Annotated in this window: 16 protein-coding genes; 9 read left to right on the forward strand and 7 right to left on the reverse strand. The window is 69.5% G+C overall.

Features of this window, described 5'->3' with window-relative positions; all coding sequences use genetic code 11:
• Nucleotides 1-75 precede the first annotated feature (75 nt).
• Together BST28156_RS07600 and BST28156_RS07605 are read left to right on the forward strand one after the other, a co-directional pair.
• Nucleotides 76-975 (forward strand): hypothetical protein, encoded by a 900-nt coding sequence (locus BST28156_RS07600; RefSeq protein ID WP_174901912.1) that lies wholly within the window; start codon nucleotides 76-78, stop codon nucleotides 973-975.
• 210 nt (nucleotides 976-1,185) lie between these two features.
• Complete coding sequence (locus BST28156_RS07605; protein ID WP_009688853.1) at nucleotides 1,186-1,416, forward strand: hypothetical protein; 231 nt, start codon at nucleotides 1,186-1,188, stop codon at nucleotides 1,414-1,416.
• 148 nt (nucleotides 1,417-1,564) lie between these two features.
• On the opposite strand, the gene BST28156_RS07610 is transcribed toward BST28156_RS07605, so the two are convergent.
• The 7 genes from BST28156_RS07610 to BST28156_RS07640 all read right to left on the reverse strand — a co-directional run bounded on the left by BST28156_RS07610 (nucleotide 1,565) and on the right by BST28156_RS07640 (nucleotide 7,883).
• Nucleotides 1,565-2,572, reverse strand: coding sequence for an aldo/keto reductase (locus BST28156_RS07610; protein ID WP_174901913.1), 1,008 nt, complete (start codon nucleotides 2,570-2,572; stop codon nucleotides 1,565-1,567).
• A 182-nt stretch (nucleotides 2,573-2,754) separates the two neighbouring features.
• Nucleotides 2,755-3,675 carry a LysR family transcriptional regulator gene (locus BST28156_RS07615; protein WP_174901914.1) on the reverse strand — a complete coding sequence of 307 codons (921 nt, stop codon included), beginning with the start codon at nucleotides 3,673-3,675 and terminating at the stop codon, nucleotides 2,755-2,757.
• A gap of 65 nt (nucleotides 3,676-3,740) precedes the next feature.
• Complete coding sequence (locus tag BST28156_RS07620; RefSeq protein ID WP_059605998.1) at nucleotides 3,741-4,643, reverse strand: alpha/beta hydrolase; 903 nt, start codon at nucleotides 4,641-4,643, stop codon at nucleotides 3,741-3,743.
• A gap of 127 nt (nucleotides 4,644-4,770) precedes the next feature.
• Nucleotides 4,771-5,499, reverse strand: coding sequence for an alpha/beta fold hydrolase (locus BST28156_RS07625; protein WP_059605995.1), 729 nt, complete (start codon nucleotides 5,497-5,499; stop codon nucleotides 4,771-4,773).
• The gene (locus tag BST28156_RS07630; protein ID WP_059515179.1) at nucleotides 5,496-6,302 is read right to left on the reverse strand and encodes a DinB family protein; all 807 of its coding nucleotides are present in this window, start codon (nucleotides 6,300-6,302) and stop codon (nucleotides 5,496-5,498) included. Before BST28156_RS07630 ends, BST28156_RS07625 begins: the two co-directional genes overlap by 4 nt.
• Nucleotides 6,303-6,435: 133 nt before the next feature.
• The gene (locus BST28156_RS07635; protein ID WP_059605992.1) at nucleotides 6,436-6,867 is read right to left on the reverse strand and encodes a YciI family protein; all 432 of its coding nucleotides are present in this window, start codon (nucleotides 6,865-6,867) and stop codon (nucleotides 6,436-6,438) included.
• Nucleotides 6,868-7,034: 167 nt separating this feature from the next.
• A complete protein-coding gene (locus tag BST28156_RS07640; RefSeq protein ID WP_009688861.1) occupies nucleotides 7,035-7,883 on the reverse strand; it encodes a FadR/GntR family transcriptional regulator in 849 nt (282 codons plus the stop codon).
• A gap of 245 nt (nucleotides 7,884-8,128) precedes the next feature.
• On the opposite strand from BST28156_RS07640, the gene BST28156_RS07645 reads away from it, so the two are divergent.
• From BST28156_RS07645 to BST28156_RS07675, 7 genes are all read left to right on the forward strand, one after another.
• Entirely contained in the window at nucleotides 8,129-9,337 is a 1,209-nt protein-coding gene (locus BST28156_RS07645; protein ID WP_060244491.1) for an ABC transporter substrate-binding protein, read from the forward strand.
• A 69-nt stretch (nucleotides 9,338-9,406) separates the two neighbouring features.
• On the forward strand, nucleotides 9,407-10,267 hold the full coding sequence (locus BST28156_RS07650; RefSeq protein WP_009688863.1) for a branched-chain amino acid ABC transporter permease: 861 nt from the start codon (nucleotides 9,407-9,409) through the stop codon (nucleotides 10,265-10,267).
• Nucleotides 10,264-11,292 carry a branched-chain amino acid ABC transporter permease gene (locus BST28156_RS07655; protein WP_174901915.1) on the forward strand — a complete coding sequence of 343 codons (1,029 nt, stop codon included), beginning with the start codon at nucleotides 10,264-10,266 and terminating at the stop codon, nucleotides 11,290-11,292. The genes BST28156_RS07650 and BST28156_RS07655 overlap by 4 nt, the downstream gene beginning before the upstream one ends.
• Nucleotides 11,289-12,056: an ABC transporter ATP-binding protein gene (locus BST28156_RS07660; RefSeq protein ID WP_174901916.1), complete on the forward strand. Its 768-nt coding sequence runs from the start codon at nucleotides 11,289-11,291 to the stop codon at nucleotides 12,054-12,056. Before BST28156_RS07655 ends, BST28156_RS07660 begins: the two co-directional genes overlap by 4 nt.
• Nucleotides 12,053-12,754, forward strand: coding sequence for an ABC transporter ATP-binding protein (locus tag BST28156_RS07665; RefSeq protein ID WP_174901917.1), 702 nt, complete (start codon nucleotides 12,053-12,055; stop codon nucleotides 12,752-12,754). Before BST28156_RS07660 ends, BST28156_RS07665 begins: the two co-directional genes overlap by 4 nt.
• Before the next feature lie 34 nt (nucleotides 12,755-12,788).
• Nucleotides 12,789-14,069 (forward strand): Zn-dependent hydrolase, encoded by a 1,281-nt coding sequence (locus BST28156_RS07670; protein ID WP_174901918.1) that lies wholly within the window; start codon nucleotides 12,789-12,791, stop codon nucleotides 14,067-14,069.
• Nucleotides 14,066-15,562 carry a M81 family metallopeptidase gene (locus BST28156_RS07675; protein WP_174901919.1) on the forward strand — a complete coding sequence of 499 codons (1,497 nt, stop codon included), beginning with the start codon at nucleotides 14,066-14,068 and terminating at the stop codon, nucleotides 15,560-15,562. The genes BST28156_RS07670 and BST28156_RS07675 overlap by 4 nt, the downstream gene beginning before the upstream one ends.
• Nucleotides 15,563-15,590 lie beyond the last annotated feature (28 nt).

Below are 15,590 nucleotides of genomic sequence, written 5' to 3' on the forward strand. Positions count from 1 at the left end.
ATGCATTATACCTATACAGTTACGGCTGTTGAATGGGCTTGCTGTCGCCGGCGAGGCTGTATCCCGAGAAAGTTGATGACACTGAAACACCTCCCTCCCACGTTCTGCTGGACAAAGATCGGTACCGAGTCCGGCGAGGAACTGCCGACCGTCGTGCTCCGCAAGGAATGGGAACGCCGGCTCGGAGGCGGTCGTTTTCTGTGGGGCATCAACCAGCCGCTCGGCAACAGCGCGCAGGTCGCCGCGCATCGCACCGGCTCGCTGCTCGCGCTGTTCTCGCCGGTCGCGTCGCGCACGCGGGCGGGCGAGCGCAAGGATGCGCTGCTGTGGAATGCATGGGTCGACGCGAGCGGCCAGGTGCGGCCGCTGCCGCCGCATACGTTCATCGCGAGCCGCGCGAGGCTGCCATCGGGCCGGCGTCGCGAGCAGCACTACGCGCTGGTATGCGCGTCGTCCACCGCGCTGACGGTCGGCACGCAGTTGCGCGTGTATCCGGATCACCTGCGCAGCGTCAGCACGGGCAAGCCGCTCGGCGTCGCGCAGGGCGCGGCCGTCGTCGACTGCGTCGGGCGCGCGAAGGAGCAGACCGGCAAGAGCTATCCGCTCGCGCTGTCGGTCGAACTCGAAGCGCCGTATTTCGTGCGGCTCGCGCAGCCGTGCGTGCTGAAGGCGCGCGATCTCGCGGAGGTGAACAAGGCGACGCGCGCGGGCGATTTCGACCGCTTCGTCGAACTGGTCGCACGCTTGCGCGGCAAGTCGCCGACCGAGGCGGTGCGCGGCGTCACGCGCGACCTGTTCGACGTGCCGCCGATCGAAACCGCGGCCGCGTATGTCGCGCCCGCGCATGTCGCGCGTTTGCGCAGCCGTCCCGCGGCCGAGCATGCGCGCGGCCTGACCGGCGATCTGTTCGACCTGTCGCCGGGAGAACCCGCGGCGTTCGGCGGCATCACGCATCCGCGTATCGGGCGCGCATGACGCGCGCGCCGGTTCGGCGCGCAAGAATTTGTTGCAATCTCGCGATAGCGGTTCGGCGGGCGCAGAGGGACAATCGGGTCGAAGCGCGCCGGGCCGCACGATGGCCGATGCGTCGCCCGGCGGCGGAACCTGTCGTTCACGCCGCCGACATGCGCACCGCGCACACTGCGTCGGCCTGCTTCACTCAAGCAACCTGAGGGAGAAGTGTCGATGCCGAGTCACATCTGTTCGCGGGAAGCCCGGGCTGCGCAGCGCTTCGTCGAAGCGACGCGCAACGTCGATCAGGCGTTTCGCGCGGTGCGCGGCGAGCGCGACGACGAGCACGCGTCGGACGAATACGCACGCGCGATGTCGCGCCTCGATCGCGCGCTCGACGAACTGGCGCGTGCGCAGGAATTCTTCGACCGCGTGGTGAGCGCGGACGCGGCGCGCAGCCTCTGATTCCCGCACTTTCCGCTGTCGTCTCCGGTGCGTCGATCGACGCGCTTTCGTCATCCTGCCGGGCGATGCCGCGCGGCATGTCATTGCGTCGATCCCGACTGCACGCGAGCGATGAGGTCGCGCGTGCCGCGCCGCGCGCGCTGCGAGGTCAGACCTTCCGGCCTTCGACCGGATAGTTCGGATCCGTATAACCGTGCGTCGACGCATGCCCCGGCGGCACCAGCGCGTCGACGAAGCGTTCGTCGTCCGGGCCGAGTTCGAGCGCGAGCGCCTCGACATAGCTGTCCCAGTGCGCTTCGGTGCGCGGCCCCGCGATCGCCGCGCTGACCGCGCGATTGTTCAGCACCCACGCCAGCGCGAACGCGATCGACGTCGTGCCGCGCGCGGCCGCATGCGCGGCGACCTGCTGCGCGATCCGCAGCGATTCGGGCCGCCATTCCGTCTGCTGAATGCGCCGGTCGCCACGGCCTGCGCGCGAATCGGCGGGCGGCTGCCCGTCGGTTGCGTATTTGCCGGTCAGCACGCCGCGCGCGAGCGGGCTGTACGGCACGACGCCGATCCCGTAGTGCGCCGCCGCCGGCAGCTGCTCGACTTCGGCGGTGCGGTCGACGAGGTTGTACAGCGGCTCGCTCGCAACCGGCCGGTCGATGCCGAGCTGATCGGCGATGCGCACGATCTCGGCGATGCGCCAGCCGCGGAAGTTCGACAGCCCGTAGTAGCGGATCTTGCCCTGCCGGATCAGGTCGCCCACCGCGCGCATCGCTTCCTCGAGCGGCGCGTCGGTCACCGCGCGATGGAAATAGAGGATGTCGATGTAGTCGGTGCCGAGACGCTTCAGGCTCGCATCGACGGCCTGGCAGATCCACTTGCGCGACTGGCCTTGCCGGTTCGGCCCGGCGTCCGGTCCGGCCGGGTAGCCGAACTTGGTCGCGACGACCCAGCTGTCGCGATGCGGCGCGATTGCGCGGCCGACGATCTCCTCCGAGCGTCCGGCGTGATAGACGTCGGCCGTGTCGATGAAGTTGACGCCCTGGTCGAAGGCCTTGTCGATGATGCGGGTCGACGTCGCTTCGTCGGTCTCGCCGCCGAACATCATTGCGCCGAGACACAGCGGCGACACCTTGAGCGCGCTGCGCCCGAGATAGCGGTAATCCATGTGCATGCTCCATGCGGGCGCGCGCCCGCGTCGGTTCGAATCGGAAGGCAGGCCGGGCGCGGTCGTGTGCGCGACGCGCGGCGCGTGCGCCGCTGCGGGAACCCGCCGGCCGGCCGGAGTGGAACACCGCAGAGCGTAGCGGTTTCGGCGCTTATCGATAATCCCCGACAATTCGCATGCACTTATCGCGCCGATTCATCAAACGGCGCTCCTGCGCGCTCGCGCAGCGCGTCGACGATCAGCGCGAGCGCGCGCGACGACTGCCGGCGGCTCGGGTAGTACAGGTGATGGCCGGGAAAGGTCGGGCACCAGTCGGCGAGCACGCTGTCGAGGCGGCCGGCGGCGACATGCGGCGCCGCGAGATCGGCGGGCACGTAGGCGAGACCATAGCCGTCCAGCGCGGCGTCGAGCATCTCGTAGGTGCCGTTGAACGTGACCTGCCCGTCGACGCGCACCTGCAGCGTCTCGCCGTCTTTCGCGAGTTCCCATGCATACAGCGCGCCGTGCGTCGGCAGCCGCAGGTTGATGCAGTCGTGCGCGACGAGATCGCGCGGCACGACGGGCCGTGCGCGTTGCGCGAAGTACGCGGGCGCGCCGACGATCGCCATCTTCAGGTCGGGCGAGATGCGCACGGCGATCATGTCCTTCGCGACCTGGTCGCCGAGCCGCACGCCGATGTCGAAGCGTTCGGCGACGATGTCGGACAGCCCGTAGTCGGTCACGAACTCGACCTTCAGATCCGGATAGTCGCGCAGCATCGGCGACAGCTTCGGCCACAGCAGCGTGCGGATCACGTAGTCGGTCGCATTGATGCGCACGGTGCCGGCCGGCTTGTCGCGCAGCTCGGCGACGGCCGACAGCTCGGCCTCGATTTCGTCGAAGCGCGGCGCGAGGTTGCGCAGCAGGCGCTCGCCGGCTTCGGTCGGCGACACGCTGCGCGTCGTGCGCGTGAGCAGCCGCACGCCGAGGCGCGTTTCGAGTGCACGGATCGTGTAACTGAGCGCGGATTGCGATACGCCGAGCCGGGCGGCCGCGCGCGTGAAGCTGCGCTCGCGCGCAACGGCGATGAAGGCAAGCAGGTCCGCGAAATTGTCGCGCGGCATGGAGCGTGTCGAATGGTAGGAGCTTGCGCATCGTACCACCGTGGCGCGCCGCGAGGCGCCGCCGCTCAGCTCGCGCGTGTGAAGCCCGGCGCGCGGCCGGCGCCGGCCGGATGCGGATGGAATGCGTAGCCGCCGTGCTGGAACGACGCCGCGAAGAAGCGCATCTGGTAGCGGATCGCGTTCGCCCAGTAGTCCCACGTGTGGCCGCCCGGCCGCTCCGCGTAGTCGTGCGGCACGCCGAGCGCAACCAGCCGTTCGTGCAGCGTGCGGTTCGAGCCGACGAACGCGTCGTCGCGGCCGCAGTCGATCGTCAGGTCGAGATGGGCGCGCAGGAAAGCGCGCGCGCTTTCGACGATCGCATTGCGATTCCAGAACGACGGATGGCGGACCGGATCGCCGAACACATGGTCGATGCCCGGTTCGTCCTCGCAGTTGCGCGGATCGACCGCACCGCTGATGCTGCCGACCGCGCCGAACGTGTCGGGCCGGTCGAGCGCGATGCGCAGCGCGCCGAAGCCGCCCATGCTGAGCCCGGTGATCGCGCGCGCATGGCGCGTGGCGAGCGTGTGGAAATGGGCATCGACGTACGCGACGACTTCGTCGCCGATGAAGGTCTCGTAGCGGCTGCCCGATTCGTACGGGCTGTCGATGTACCAGCTTTCGTGGCCGCCGTCGGGCATCACGAGGATCGCGCGGTAGCGGTCGGCCAGCTCGCCGATGCGCGTGTTCGACGTCCAGTCGGTATGGTCGCCGCCCGAGCCGTGCAGCAGATAGACGACCGGGTAGCGCTCGGCGTTGCGCGTGCCGCGCGCATAGTCGTCGGGCAGCACGACCGTCGCCTTCAGCGTTTCATGCATCGCGGCGCTCGGAATCGCGACGACCCGCGTCTGGAATGCATGCGCGGGGCCGGCGAGGGCGAGCAGCAGAAGCAGCCAGAAGGCGCGTGCGAGGGTCGTCGGTCGTCGCATGGGTCGCTCGTGCATGAAGGTCCGGAATTCGCGGGAAAACCCTGCCGACCGACTCTAGCAACCGAGCCTTTCAACCATATTTCGACGAAGCCTACGGGTTGTAGGCGAGCGCGCCTGCGTTCGCGTGCTACGCGAGACAGCGCTCGAGCGCCGCGCGAAACGCGTCGGGCCGTTCGGCCGGCGCGAGATGTCCGCCGCCTTCGATCGTCTCGATGCCGGCGCAGCGGGCCAGCGCCCAGTCCGGCACGTGCCAGCCCGCGCGCGAGCGTTCGCCGGCGACCAGCCAGACCGGATGGCGGTCGAACACCTGCGCGAGCGTGTGCAGATAGCCGGGCGCGCCGGTCGTCTCGACGACCGAGCGCCCCATCGCGCGCAGCGTCGAGGCGGGCTGATGTGCGAGCCAGCGGCGCGCGTCGTCGTGCAGGCGCGGCGGCGGCGCGTCGATCGCGCCGCGTAGCCAGCCGGGCGGATCGGCGCGCAGGCCGTCGAGCATCGCGTCGGCTTCGGCCGGTGTCATGCGGCCGACCGACGCCGACCAGAACGCGTCGTCGAGCGTGAAGTTGCCTTCGACGTTGACGACGCGGCGCACGCGTTCGGCATGCGCATGCGCGAACAGCATCGCGATCGCGCCGCCGACCGAGTGGCCGACCACATCGACCGGCGCGGCGCCGAAGTGCGCGTCGACGATGCGTCGCAGATGCGCCACCTGCGCAGCCAGCGTGATCGCGTCGAACGGCGTCGCGCGGTGTGCGCCGTAGCCGAGCAGGTCGGGGGCGAGATGCGGGCCGTTCCATGCGGGCACGTCGAACGTGCCGATGAAGCCGTGAACGAAGACGACGGGGGTGGGCTGGCTCATGGGGCAGGCGATGAAGGAACGGGCGGCAGCGCGAGCTCGGCGAGCAGTTCGTCGAGTTCGAGCATGTGCGTGCGGTCGTGATCGAGCAGTTCGCGCAGGAGGTCGTCGAGCGACATGCGGCGGATGCCGTCGCGCAGTCCGCAGCGCGCGAGTTGCGACGGCCGCAGCGCGGCGGCGTCGGCGCACAGCGCGGCGCGCGATGTGCGGAATGCGTGGAGTGCTTCGTCGAGCGGCTGCGCGCGATAGTCGCGCTGTTCGGCGAGCGCGGTGCCGTCGACCGATTCGAGCAGCGGAAGATCGTGCGTGCGGACCGCGTCGATGCGGGCCGCGAACACCGCGTCGAGGTCGCGCAGATGGCACGCATGTTCGACCAGCGAGAAGCCGGTGCCCGGCGGGCGGCGCGTTTGCAGCGCGGCCGGCACATGCGCGGCGTAGCCGGCGAGCCGGGCGGGCATCGCGGACAGCGCCGCGACGACCTCGGCGAACGGCGCACGCCACGGCGCCGCGCTGAACACCGCACCGTAGCTGAACAGCGCGCCGCCGAGCCGGCCGCGCGGCTGCACGACCTCGTGGCCGTGGCGGCGCATCACGTCGGCCACCATCGCGCCGCAGAACTGCCGGGCGGTCGTGTCGGCGGCGATTTCGGGGAAGGTCCGCGCGAGCTCGTCCTGGATCGCGCCGATCGCGGCCACGCCGACGCGCGACAGCGCCGCGAATTCGAGGTAGCGATCGGGGTGCGTGATCAGCGCTTCGAGCTGCGCGCCGAGCGGCGTCGAACGGAAGCGGTCGAAACGGGAATGCATGCGATGCAGCGCGTTTTAATAACGTCGCAAAACGATACGTTACGAAAACGCGCCGCGTCAATCGATTTGTGCGGCGGGGCGGCCGGCGATCGAGCGGCGTGACCGGGCGCGCCCGCCGTGCATGCGCGGCGGCCTACGTGCCTTTCCGCGCGTCCATTTCCGCGCGCAGTCGCGCCTCCTGCTCCCGCAGTTCCGGCGTGAATTCTGCACCGAACGCCTCGGGCTCGAACACGGGGCGGATCTCGATCTCCGATTCGCCCGGCATCGGATTCGGACAGCGCCTCACCCATTCGACGGCCTCGTCCATCGATTTCACCTGCCACAGCCAGAACCCGGCGACGAGTTCCCTGGTTTCGGCGAACGGGCCGTCGATCACCGTGCGGCCCTCGCCGGCAAAACGCACGCGCTTGCCGCGCGAGCTCGGGTGCAGCCCTTCGCCGGCGAGCATCACGCCAGCCTTGACGAGTTCCTCGTTGAACCGGCCCATCGCGGCCAGCAGTTCGGTATCGGGCAGGGCGCCCGCTTCGGAATCGGCCGTCGCCTTGACGATCACCATGACGCGCATTGTCGTTGCTCCTTCGGTTGAGTGACGGGGCGCAGGCCCCGCCGCGCGGCAGCGCGAACGGGGGCGTGCATGGATACGACGGGCGACCTGCACGGAAATCGACATCGCGGAACAACAATCGTGGCGTTGAATCGCCGCGCGTCGGCGGGGCGGGTGCGCGGCGGCCGTCAGTCGTCGGCCGTCTCCTCGGCATCGGCCGGCGCAATCTCCGCCCTCGCGCGCTTGCGGATCTCCGAATCGAGAATCAGCCGCCCGCGCAGCTTGCCCTTCATCCGCTTCACGTGCTTCGGCGCCTCGGTCATGTGCTCGACCATCAGCGCGCGCACGCGCTCCGTGTCGCGCTCGCGCGCCGCCTGCAGGATCGCGCGATGAATCTGCACGTTCGCTTCGCCGAAGCGCTTGTGTTCCGCGAGCGGCGTGTCGTTCCGGAACTCGATCAGCTGCCGGATCATCTCGTTGATCAGTTCGCAGCTGAAGCGCAGGAACGGGTTCGGGTTCGCGGCGGCGAGGATGTCGTGGAACGTCGTGTCCTCCTGTCGCTGCCGCAGCATGTGCCCGCGATCGTGCACGCCCGACGCGCCGTCGCAGCACGCGATGTTCGCCTCCAGCGCTGCAAAGTGGCGCTCGGTCAGGTGCGGGACGGCGCCCGCCGCCAGCTCGGGTTCGAGCAGCTGCCGCACCGTGTAGATGTCGTCGATCGTGACGTCCTTGAAGAACAGGTAGTTCTGCAGCAGCTGCAGCGTGCGATCGAGCGGCACCTCGACCACCATCCCGCCGCCCGACGGCCCCGTCGTGACCTTGATCAGCCCCTGCACCTCGAGCGACTTCAGCGCCTCGCGGATCGTGCTCTTGCTGACCGCGTAGAGCTGCTGCAGCTCGGCCTCGCGCGGCAGCCGGTCGCCGGGCTTCAGGTCCTTCTCGGTGATCAGCCGCTTGATTTCCTCCGCGACGAGATCCGCGCGCTTCGGCTGCTTGATTTCGACCGCGAGGCCCGCCCTGGCTCGGTCCATGACCATCTTCGAGACTCCTTTGTCTGACTGCGCGCCCGTCATCGTCGACGATCCGTTCCGGCGCGGGGTACGGAATTTTGCCTGATTGACACCAATTTTGATCGTCCCTAGGATCGGGTTCATTCTATTTATCATGATAAATAGGATCAACCGGTGAAACGTATCGTGGAGGCCGGTCTCCGCCCGCGCCGGGCGGGAGCGTGCCCGCAGTCGGTCGTATCGCGCATGTCCCTCTTACCAGGAGCATCAACTTGAATCGCCGAGAACTGTTGAAACTGGCCGCTCTGTCGGCCGTGCCGGGCGCGCTCGGCAGCTTGTCGTCGCGGGCCGCCTTCGCGCAGGGCGCGCCCCTCCAGCTCGCTTGCCCGGTGCCGATGTCGGGGCCGTTCGCCGCCAACGGCAAATACGCCGACCTCGGCATGCAGCTCGTCGTCAAGCAGTACGGCAAGGTGCTCGGCGCACCGCTCGCCTATACCGCGCTCGACACCGAGGGCAAGCCGGCGACCGCCGTGCGGCGCGTGCAGGAGATCGCGCAGCAGAAGGGCGTGCGCTTCTTCGCCGGCGGGATCCTGTCGTCCGAGTCGCTGGCGATGGGCAAGGAAGTGCAGAAGGCCGGCGGCGTGTTCATCACGACCGCCGGCGCCGACGAGATCACCGGCAAGGACTGCAACGACGCGACGTTCCGCTGGTCGGTGCCGACCTTCGGCGCGATCGAGCAGACGGTGCGGCCGCTGATCGGCATGTTGCCGAAGGCGAAGCGCTGGTACACGATCACGCCGCAATACGTGTTCGGCGACGGACTGCTGTCGGCCGCGAAGGCGATCTTCAAGGAAAAGGGCATCGAGCACGTCGGCAACAGCTACCACTCGCTCGCCGAGAAGGAATTCAGCGGCTACCTGACCAACGCGGCTGCCGCGCAGCCCGACGTGCTGCTGATCCTGAACTTCGGCTCGCAGTCGTCGGACACGCTGCGCCAGGCCGTGAGCTTCGGCATGAAGCGCAACTGCACGATCCTGCTCGCGTGGGCATCGGGCCTCGAACAGTTCGAGACGCTCGGCGCCGACATCTGCGACGGCGTCTACTTCGGCGCGCAGTACTGGCACGGGATCGACTCGCCGCTGAACCGCGACCTCGTGAAGCGCACCAACGCCGCGTTCAAGTCCAATCCGAACTACAGCCTCGCCGGCTCGTACATCTGCTCGAAGATCCTGCTCGATGCGATGGTGAAGGCCGGCAGCGCGGACCCGAAGAAGGTCGTCGCCGCGATGGAAGGCATGAAGTACGACGGGCTCACCGGCCCCGAGGAAATCCGCAAGGGCGACCACCAGGTGCTGAAGAACTACTACCTGCTGAAGGGCAAGCCGAAGAGCCGGATGAAGAACGCGGACGACTACGCGGACATCGTCAGCTCGGGGCAGTCGTTCCTGCCCGTCGACAAGACCGGCTGCAAGCTCGCGTAACGCGCTGGGCGCGTCCGCGGCCGCTGCGCGCCGCGGACGTCCGTTTCCTTCCTTTCCGATACGGAAGCCATGAACGTCTATCTGCTGCAGATCGTCAACGGCATCGGCGTGGGCATGCTGTACTTCCTGCTCGCCGTCGGCCTGTCGATCGTGTTCGGCCTGCTGCGCTTCGTGAATTTCGCGCACGGCGCGTTCTACCTGCTCGGCGCATACCTGTGCTACCAGGCGCTGCAATGGTCGGCGAATTTCTGGGTCGCGCTCGCGATCGTGCCGTTGGTGGTCGGCGCGTTCGCATGGCTCGTCGAAAAGCTCGTGCTGCGTCACGTATACGCGCAGCAGCACGAGTTCCACATTCTCGCGACGGTTGGTCTCGCGCTGGTGCTGCAGGAATGCGCGATCCTCGCGTGGGGCCCGCTCGGCGACAACGTGCCGCCGCCCGACGCACTGAGCGGCGTCGTGATCTGGGGCAGCTTCGTCTATCCGAAATACCGGCTGTTCGTGATCGGCTTCACGGCCGTGCTGGCCGCGCTGCTGTGGTGGGTGCTCGAAGGCACGCGGCTCGGCAGCACGGTGCGCGCGGGCAGCGAATCGTCGGAGATGGTGTCGCTGCTCGGCATCAACGTGACGCGCGTGTTCAGCCTGGTATTCGCGCTGGGTGCGGCGACGGCCGCGCTCGCGGGCGTGCTGGCCGCGCCGATTCGCGGCGTCGATCCGTTCATGGGCATCGAGGCGCTCGGCGTCGCGTTCGTGGTGGTCGTCGTCGGCGGGATGGGGAATTTTCTCGGGGCGCTGGTCGGCGGGCTGCTGGTCGGCATCGTGCAGAGCCTGATGAGCACGCTGTGGCCGGAAGGCGCGCGACTGATGATCTATGTCGCGATGGCCGCCGTGCTGCTGCTGCGCCCGAACGGTTTGCTGGGGAGGACCGCATGATCGAATCGTCGAAATCGCTGCCGCCCGGCGCTGCCCGGCGTTCGCCCGCATGGCGCGGCGCGCTGCGGCGGCCGGAAGGCTGGCTCGCGGTGGGGGTTGCGGGCGTGCTGCCGCTGGCGCTGAGCTCGGGGTCGCTCGCGACCGAAGTGCTCGTGTTCGCGCTGGCCGCGCTCGGCTGCAACCTGCTGCTCGGGCTGACCGGACTGCTGTCGTTCGGGCAGGGCATCTTCTTCGGGCTCGGCAGCTATGCGGCCGGGCTCGTGCTCACGCACGGTGTCGCGTCGGTGCCTCTCGCGCTGCTGGCGGCCGTCGCGCTCGGCGCGGTCGCGGCCGCGCTGGTCGGCTGGTTCTCGATCCGGCAGCGCGGCACCTACTTCGTGATGCTGACGCTCGCGTTCGGGCAGCTGTTCTACTTCCTCGCCTATACGACGCCGGACCTCACCGGCGGCGACAACGGGCTGCTCGACATCCCGCGTCCCGCGCTGTCCGCGTTCGGCCATTCGCTGGTGTCGCTCGATTCGCCGTGGCGCTACTACGGCTTCGTCGCGGTGCTGTTCGTCGCGGTGTTCTGGCTGCTGCTGCGCGTATCGCGCTCGGTATTCGGCCGCACGCTGCTGGCGATCCGCGACAACGAGGCGCGCGCGGCGGCGGCCGGCTACGACGTGAAGCGCTTCAAGCTTGCGGCGTTCGTGCTGTCGGGCGCGGTGACGGGTTTCGCGGGCGCGCTGCATGCGCTGATGACGGGAATCGCGCCGCTGTCGAACATCGACTATCACACGAGCGAGATGATCCTCGTGATGACGGTGATCGGCGGCACCGGCAACCTGTTCGCGTCGGTGCTCGGCGCGGCGTTCTACGTGCTGTTCGCGGACTGGCTGTCGACGTTGTGGCCGCGCTGGCTGCTGTTGCTCGGCCTCGTGCTGATCGCGGTCAGCCTGTTCATGCAGCGCGGATTGTGGGGGCTGGGCGAACGCATCGCGGCGTCGCTGCGGCGCAATGCGGCAACGAGCGGGGAGCAGGCATGAGCGAAGCGATTCTCGAAGCGCGCGGCATCGTCAAGCGCTACGGCAAATTCACGGCGCTCGGCGGCGTCGACCTGCGCATCATGCCGCGCACCGTGCACTCGGTGATCGGCCCGAACGGCGCAGGCAAGACGACGCTGTTCCATACGCTGACGGGCACGCTGCCGATCACGTCGGGTTCGATCGTGTTCGACGGCCACGACGTCACGCAGGAGCCCGACTACAAGCGCGTGCGGCGCGGCATCGCACGCTCGTTCCAGGTCACGAGCCTGTTTCCGAACCTGAGCGTGCGCGAGAACCTGCGCGTCGCCGCGCAGGGCGTCGAATCGCGCCGCGCGCTGAACCCGTGGATGCCGCCGCGCGGCGCGCTCGCGCACGACGGCATCGTCGACGAGGTGCTGGAGCGGCTCGGCCTGCAGCGCTTCGCGGGCACCGCGGCGGCGGCGCTGTCGCACGGGCAGCAGCGTCGGCTCGAAGTGGGGATGGCGCTGGCGGCGCGGCCGCGCGCGATCTTTCTCGACGAGCCGACCTCCGGCATGGGGATCGACGATCTCGACGACATGAAGGCGCTGATTCGCGGCCTGCGCGACGACTATACGGTCGTGCTGATCGAACACAACATGGGGATCGTGATGGACATCTCCGACACGATCACGGTGATGCAGCAAGGACGCGTGCTGGTCGAAGGCAAGCCCGACGCGATTCGCGGCGACGAGCGCGTGCGCACCGCGTATCTCGGCAACATGATTACCGGAGGCCGCGCATGATGCTCGACGTGAAGGACCTGCACGCCCGTTACGGCAAGAGCCATATCCTGCAGGGCGTGTCGCTGAACGTGCGGGAAGGCGAGACGGTGACGCTGCTCGGCCGCAACGGCGCGGGCAAGTCGACCACGCTGAAGGCGATCGCGGGCGTCGTCGCGCCGAGCGGCGGCGCGGTCGCGTTCGCGGGGCGGCCCGTCGCGGGACAGCCCGCGCACCGGATCGCCGCGCGCGGGCTGTGCTTCGTGCCCGAGCATCGCGGCATCTTCCGGCTGCTGACGGTCGAGGAGAACCTGCGGCTCGGCGCGCGCCGCGATTCGCCGTGGCAACTCGACGACATCTACCGGATCTTCCCGCGGCTGAAGGAGCGTCGCCGCAACGGCGGTGCGCAGCTGTCGGGCGGCGAGCAGCAGATGCTCGCGATCGGCCGCGCGCTGATGAACCATCCGCGCCTGTTGATGCTCGACGAACCGGTCGAAGGGCTCGCGCCCGTGATCGTCGAGGAAATCGTCGAACAGCTGAAGCAGATCAAGGCGGCCGGCGTCGCGATCCTGCTCGTCGAGCAGAACCTCGAAGTGTGCACGCAGCTCGCGGATCGCCACTTCATCATCGAACAGGGCGTGATCGTCTACGAAGGCGGCAATGCGGCATTCGCGGCCGACCACGAAGTGAAGGACCGTTACCTGGGCGTCGGCGTCGCGTGAGCGCCGCGTTCTTATATTGCGAGGAGTTCCATCGATGCAAGTAGAGGATTCGGGGCCGGACGTCGCGACGCGCGCGCTGCGCGTCGACGGCGCGCGGCTGTGGGACAGCCTGATGCGTCTCGCGCAGATCGGCGCGACGAGCAAGGGCGGCGTGTGCCGGCTCGCGCTGACCGAGCGCGATCGCGAAGCGCGCGATCTGTTCGTCGCGTGGGCGAAGGCGATCGGCTGCAGCGTGCGGGTCGACGCGATCGGCAACATCTTCGCGCGGCGCGCGGGCGCGCGCGACGACCTGCCGCCGGTGATGACCGGCAGTCATATCGACACGCAGCCGACCGGCGGCAAGTTCGACGGCAACTACGGCGTGCTGGCCGGCCTCGAGGTGCTGCGCGCGCTGGACGATGCCGGCGTGCGCACGCGCGCGCCGCTCGAGGTTGCGGTCTGGACCAACGAGGAAGGCTCGCGCTTCGTGCCGGTGATGATGGGCTCGGGCGTGTTCGCCGGCGCGTTTACGCTCGAACATGCGCTCGCGCAGCATGACCGGGACGGCGTGTCGGTGCGCGAGGCGCTCGCGGCGATCGGTTATGCGGGCGATGCGGGCGGTGCGCATCCGGTCGGCGCGTATTTCGAGGCGCATATCGAGCAGGGCCCGGTGCTCGAGGCGCATGCGACGACGATCGGCGTGGTCGAGGGCGCGCTCGGGCAGCGCTGGTACGACGTGACCGTGCACGGCATGGAGGCGCATGCGGGCCCGACGCCGATGGCGTTGCGGCGCGACGCGCTGCTGACGGCCGCGGACCTCGTCCGCGCGGTGAACGGCATCGCGCGCGCGCATGCGCCGCACGGGCGCGGCACGGTCGGCTGGGTCGACGTGCATCCGAATTCGCGCAACGTGATCCCCGGGCGCGTGACGCTGACGGTCGACCTGCGCGCGGCCGACGACGCCACGCTCGCCGCGATGGACGCCGCGTTGCGCGCAGCCTGTGCCGACGCGGCGACGCAGGCCGACATGCGGATCGACGTCGAGCAGGTCGTGTACTTCCCGCCGCAGCCGTTCGATGCGGCGCTCGTCGAGCAGGTGCGCGCAGGCGCGAACGCGCTCGGGCTGTCGTCGATGAACGTGATCAGCGGCGCAGGGCACGACGCCGTGTATCTCGCGCGCGTCGCGCCGACCGCGATGATCTTCGTGCCGTGCAAGGACGGCATTAGCCACAACGAGATCGAGGACGCCGATCCCGCGCATCTCGAAGCCGGCTGCAACGTGCTGCTGCAGGCGATGCTCGGCGCGGCCGGCATCGCGGAGGGCGACGCGCGATGAAGATTCTGATCGCCCGGATGAACCACGAGACCAATACGTTCTCGCCGGTGCCGACGCCGCTGTCGGCGTTCGGCCGCAACGGCCCCGACTGGGGCGACGACGCGGATCGCGCGAATCGCGGGATGCGCACCGCGATGGCCGCGTTCCTCGATGCGGCGGCGCGCGCGGGCGCCGAGGTCGTGACGCCCGTGTCGGCGGCCGCGAACCCGAGCGGCCCGGTCGCGGCCGACGCGTATGCGGCGATCTGCGACGCGATCGTCGCGGCCGCGCCCGGCTGCGACGCGGTGATGCTCGACCTGCACGGCGCGATGGTCGCCGAGCAGAGCGCGGACGGCGAGGGCGACCTGCTCGAACGCGTGCGCGCGGCGCTGCCCGACGCGCCGATCGCGGTCGCGCTCGACCTGCATGGGAACGTCACGCAGAAGATGATCGACCACGCGGACGTGATCGTCAGCTTCAAGACCTACCCGCACGTCGACATGTACGAGACCGGCGAGCATGCCGCGCGCGTGCTGCTCGACCGGATCCACGGCCGTGCGCGGCCGGTGCTCGCATGGCGGCAGCCGCCGCTGATGACCTCGACGCTGCGCAGCGCGAGCGCCGAAGGCGCGATGCGGCGCGCGCTGGACGCCGCGCGCGCGGCCGAGGCCGACGGAATGCTCGCGGTGTCGGTGCTGTCGGGATTCTCGCTGGCCGACATTCCCGCGCCGTGCATCAGCGTCGTCGTGGTCGGCGACGGCGATCGTGCGGCGGCCGACGCGGTCGCCGAACGCATCGCGCGGCAGATCTGGGACGCGCGCGACGAATTCGTCTACCGCAGCGCGCCGCTTGCCGAATCGGTCGCGCAGGCCGCGACGCTCGCGCGCGGCGCGGATCGTCCGGTGCTGATGCTGGACCACGGCGACAACTGCATGTCGGGCGGCCCGTGCGACACGATGGACGTGCTCGAGGAAGCGCTCGCGCAGGGGCTCGACGGCCTCGTCAGCGGGCCGCTGTGCGACCCGGAGGCCGTTGCGCGGCTGATCGACGCCGGCGTCGGCGCGACCGTCACGGTGCCGGTCGGCAACAAGCTGCCGTCGCACGGCGGCGTGCGGCGCGAGCCGTTTCGCGCGACCGGTGTCGTGCGCGCGATCACCGACGGCGAATACGTGATCACCGGGCCGACCTATACCGGCCAGCGCGCGTACATGGGCCGCACGGCCGTGCTCGACATCGGCGCGGCGACGCTCGTCGTCACCGAGCGCACGCAGGAGCCGTGGGATCTCGGCGTGTTCGAGAGCGTCGGCATCGATCCGCGCCGCGCGCGGTTTCTGCTGCTGAAATCGCGGATGTACTGCCGCCCCGTGTTCGTGCCGATCGCGGCCGCGCTCGTCGAATGCGACAGCCGCGGGGTCACGGGTTCGGACTACGGGCTGTTCCGCTACGAGCGGCTCGCGCGGCCCGTGTATCCGCTCGACGAGATCGGGCGCTGGGACGCGGCGCCCGCGGCGTGAGCGCGCATCCTGGCGCGGTCCGCCAGCT

It is taken from the genome of Burkholderia pseudomultivorans (assembly GCF_902499075.1).
In the GTDB taxonomy this organism is placed as follows: Bacteria; Pseudomonadota; Gammaproteobacteria; order Burkholderiales; family Burkholderiaceae; genus Burkholderia; species Burkholderia pseudomultivorans.

Bases quoted from the DNA above. Each gene is read 5' to 3' on its own strand.
- BST28156_RS07660 (WP_174901916.1), top strand. From the start codon at position 11,289: ATGAGCGAAGCGATTCTCGAAGCGCGCGGCATCGTCAAGCGCTACGGC.
- BST28156_RS07655 (WP_174901915.1), top strand. From the start codon at position 10,264: ATGATCGAATCGTCGAAATCGCTGCCGCCCGGCGCTGCCCGGCGTTCG.
- BST28156_RS07665 (WP_174901917.1), top strand. From the start codon at position 12,053: ATGATGCTCGACGTGAAGGACCTGCACGCCCGTTACGGCAAGAGCCAT.
- BST28156_RS07625 (WP_059605995.1), bottom strand. From the start codon at position 5,499: ATGAGCCAGCCCACCCCCGTCGTCTTCGTTCACGGCTTCATCGGCACG.
- BST28156_RS07675 (WP_174901919.1), top strand. From the start codon at position 14,066: ATGAAGATTCTGATCGCCCGGATGAACCACGAGACCAATACGTTCTCG.
- BST28156_RS07635 (WP_059605992.1), bottom strand. From the start codon at position 6,867: ATGCGCGTCATGGTGATCGTCAAGGCGACGGCCGATTCCGAAGCGGGC.
- BST28156_RS07615 (WP_174901914.1), bottom strand. From the start codon at position 3,675: ATGCCGCGCGACAATTTCGCGGACCTGCTTGCCTTCATCGCCGTTGCG.
- BST28156_RS07670 (WP_174901918.1), top strand. From the start codon at position 12,789: ATGCAAGTAGAGGATTCGGGGCCGGACGTCGCGACGCGCGCGCTGCGC.
- BST28156_RS07640 (WP_009688861.1), bottom strand. From the start codon at position 7,883: ATGGTCATGGACCGAGCCAGGGCGGGCCTCGCGGTCGAAATCAAGCAG.
- BST28156_RS07605 (WP_009688853.1), top strand. From the start codon at position 1,186: ATGCCGAGTCACATCTGTTCGCGGGAAGCCCGGGCTGCGCAGCGCTTC.
- BST28156_RS07600 (WP_174901912.1), top strand. From the start codon at position 76: ATGACACTGAAACACCTCCCTCCCACGTTCTGCTGGACAAAGATCGGT.
- BST28156_RS07610 (WP_174901913.1), bottom strand. From the start codon at position 2,572: ATGGATTACCGCTATCTCGGGCGCAGCGCGCTCAAGGTGTCGCCGCTG.
- BST28156_RS07650 (WP_009688863.1), top strand. From the start codon at position 9,407: ATGAACGTCTATCTGCTGCAGATCGTCAACGGCATCGGCGTGGGCATG.
- BST28156_RS07620 (WP_059605998.1), bottom strand. From the start codon at position 4,643: ATGCGACGACCGACGACCCTCGCACGCGCCTTCTGGCTGCTTCTGCTG.
- BST28156_RS07630 (WP_059515179.1), bottom strand. From the start codon at position 6,302: ATGCATTCCCGTTTCGACCGCTTCCGTTCGACGCCGCTCGGCGCGCAG.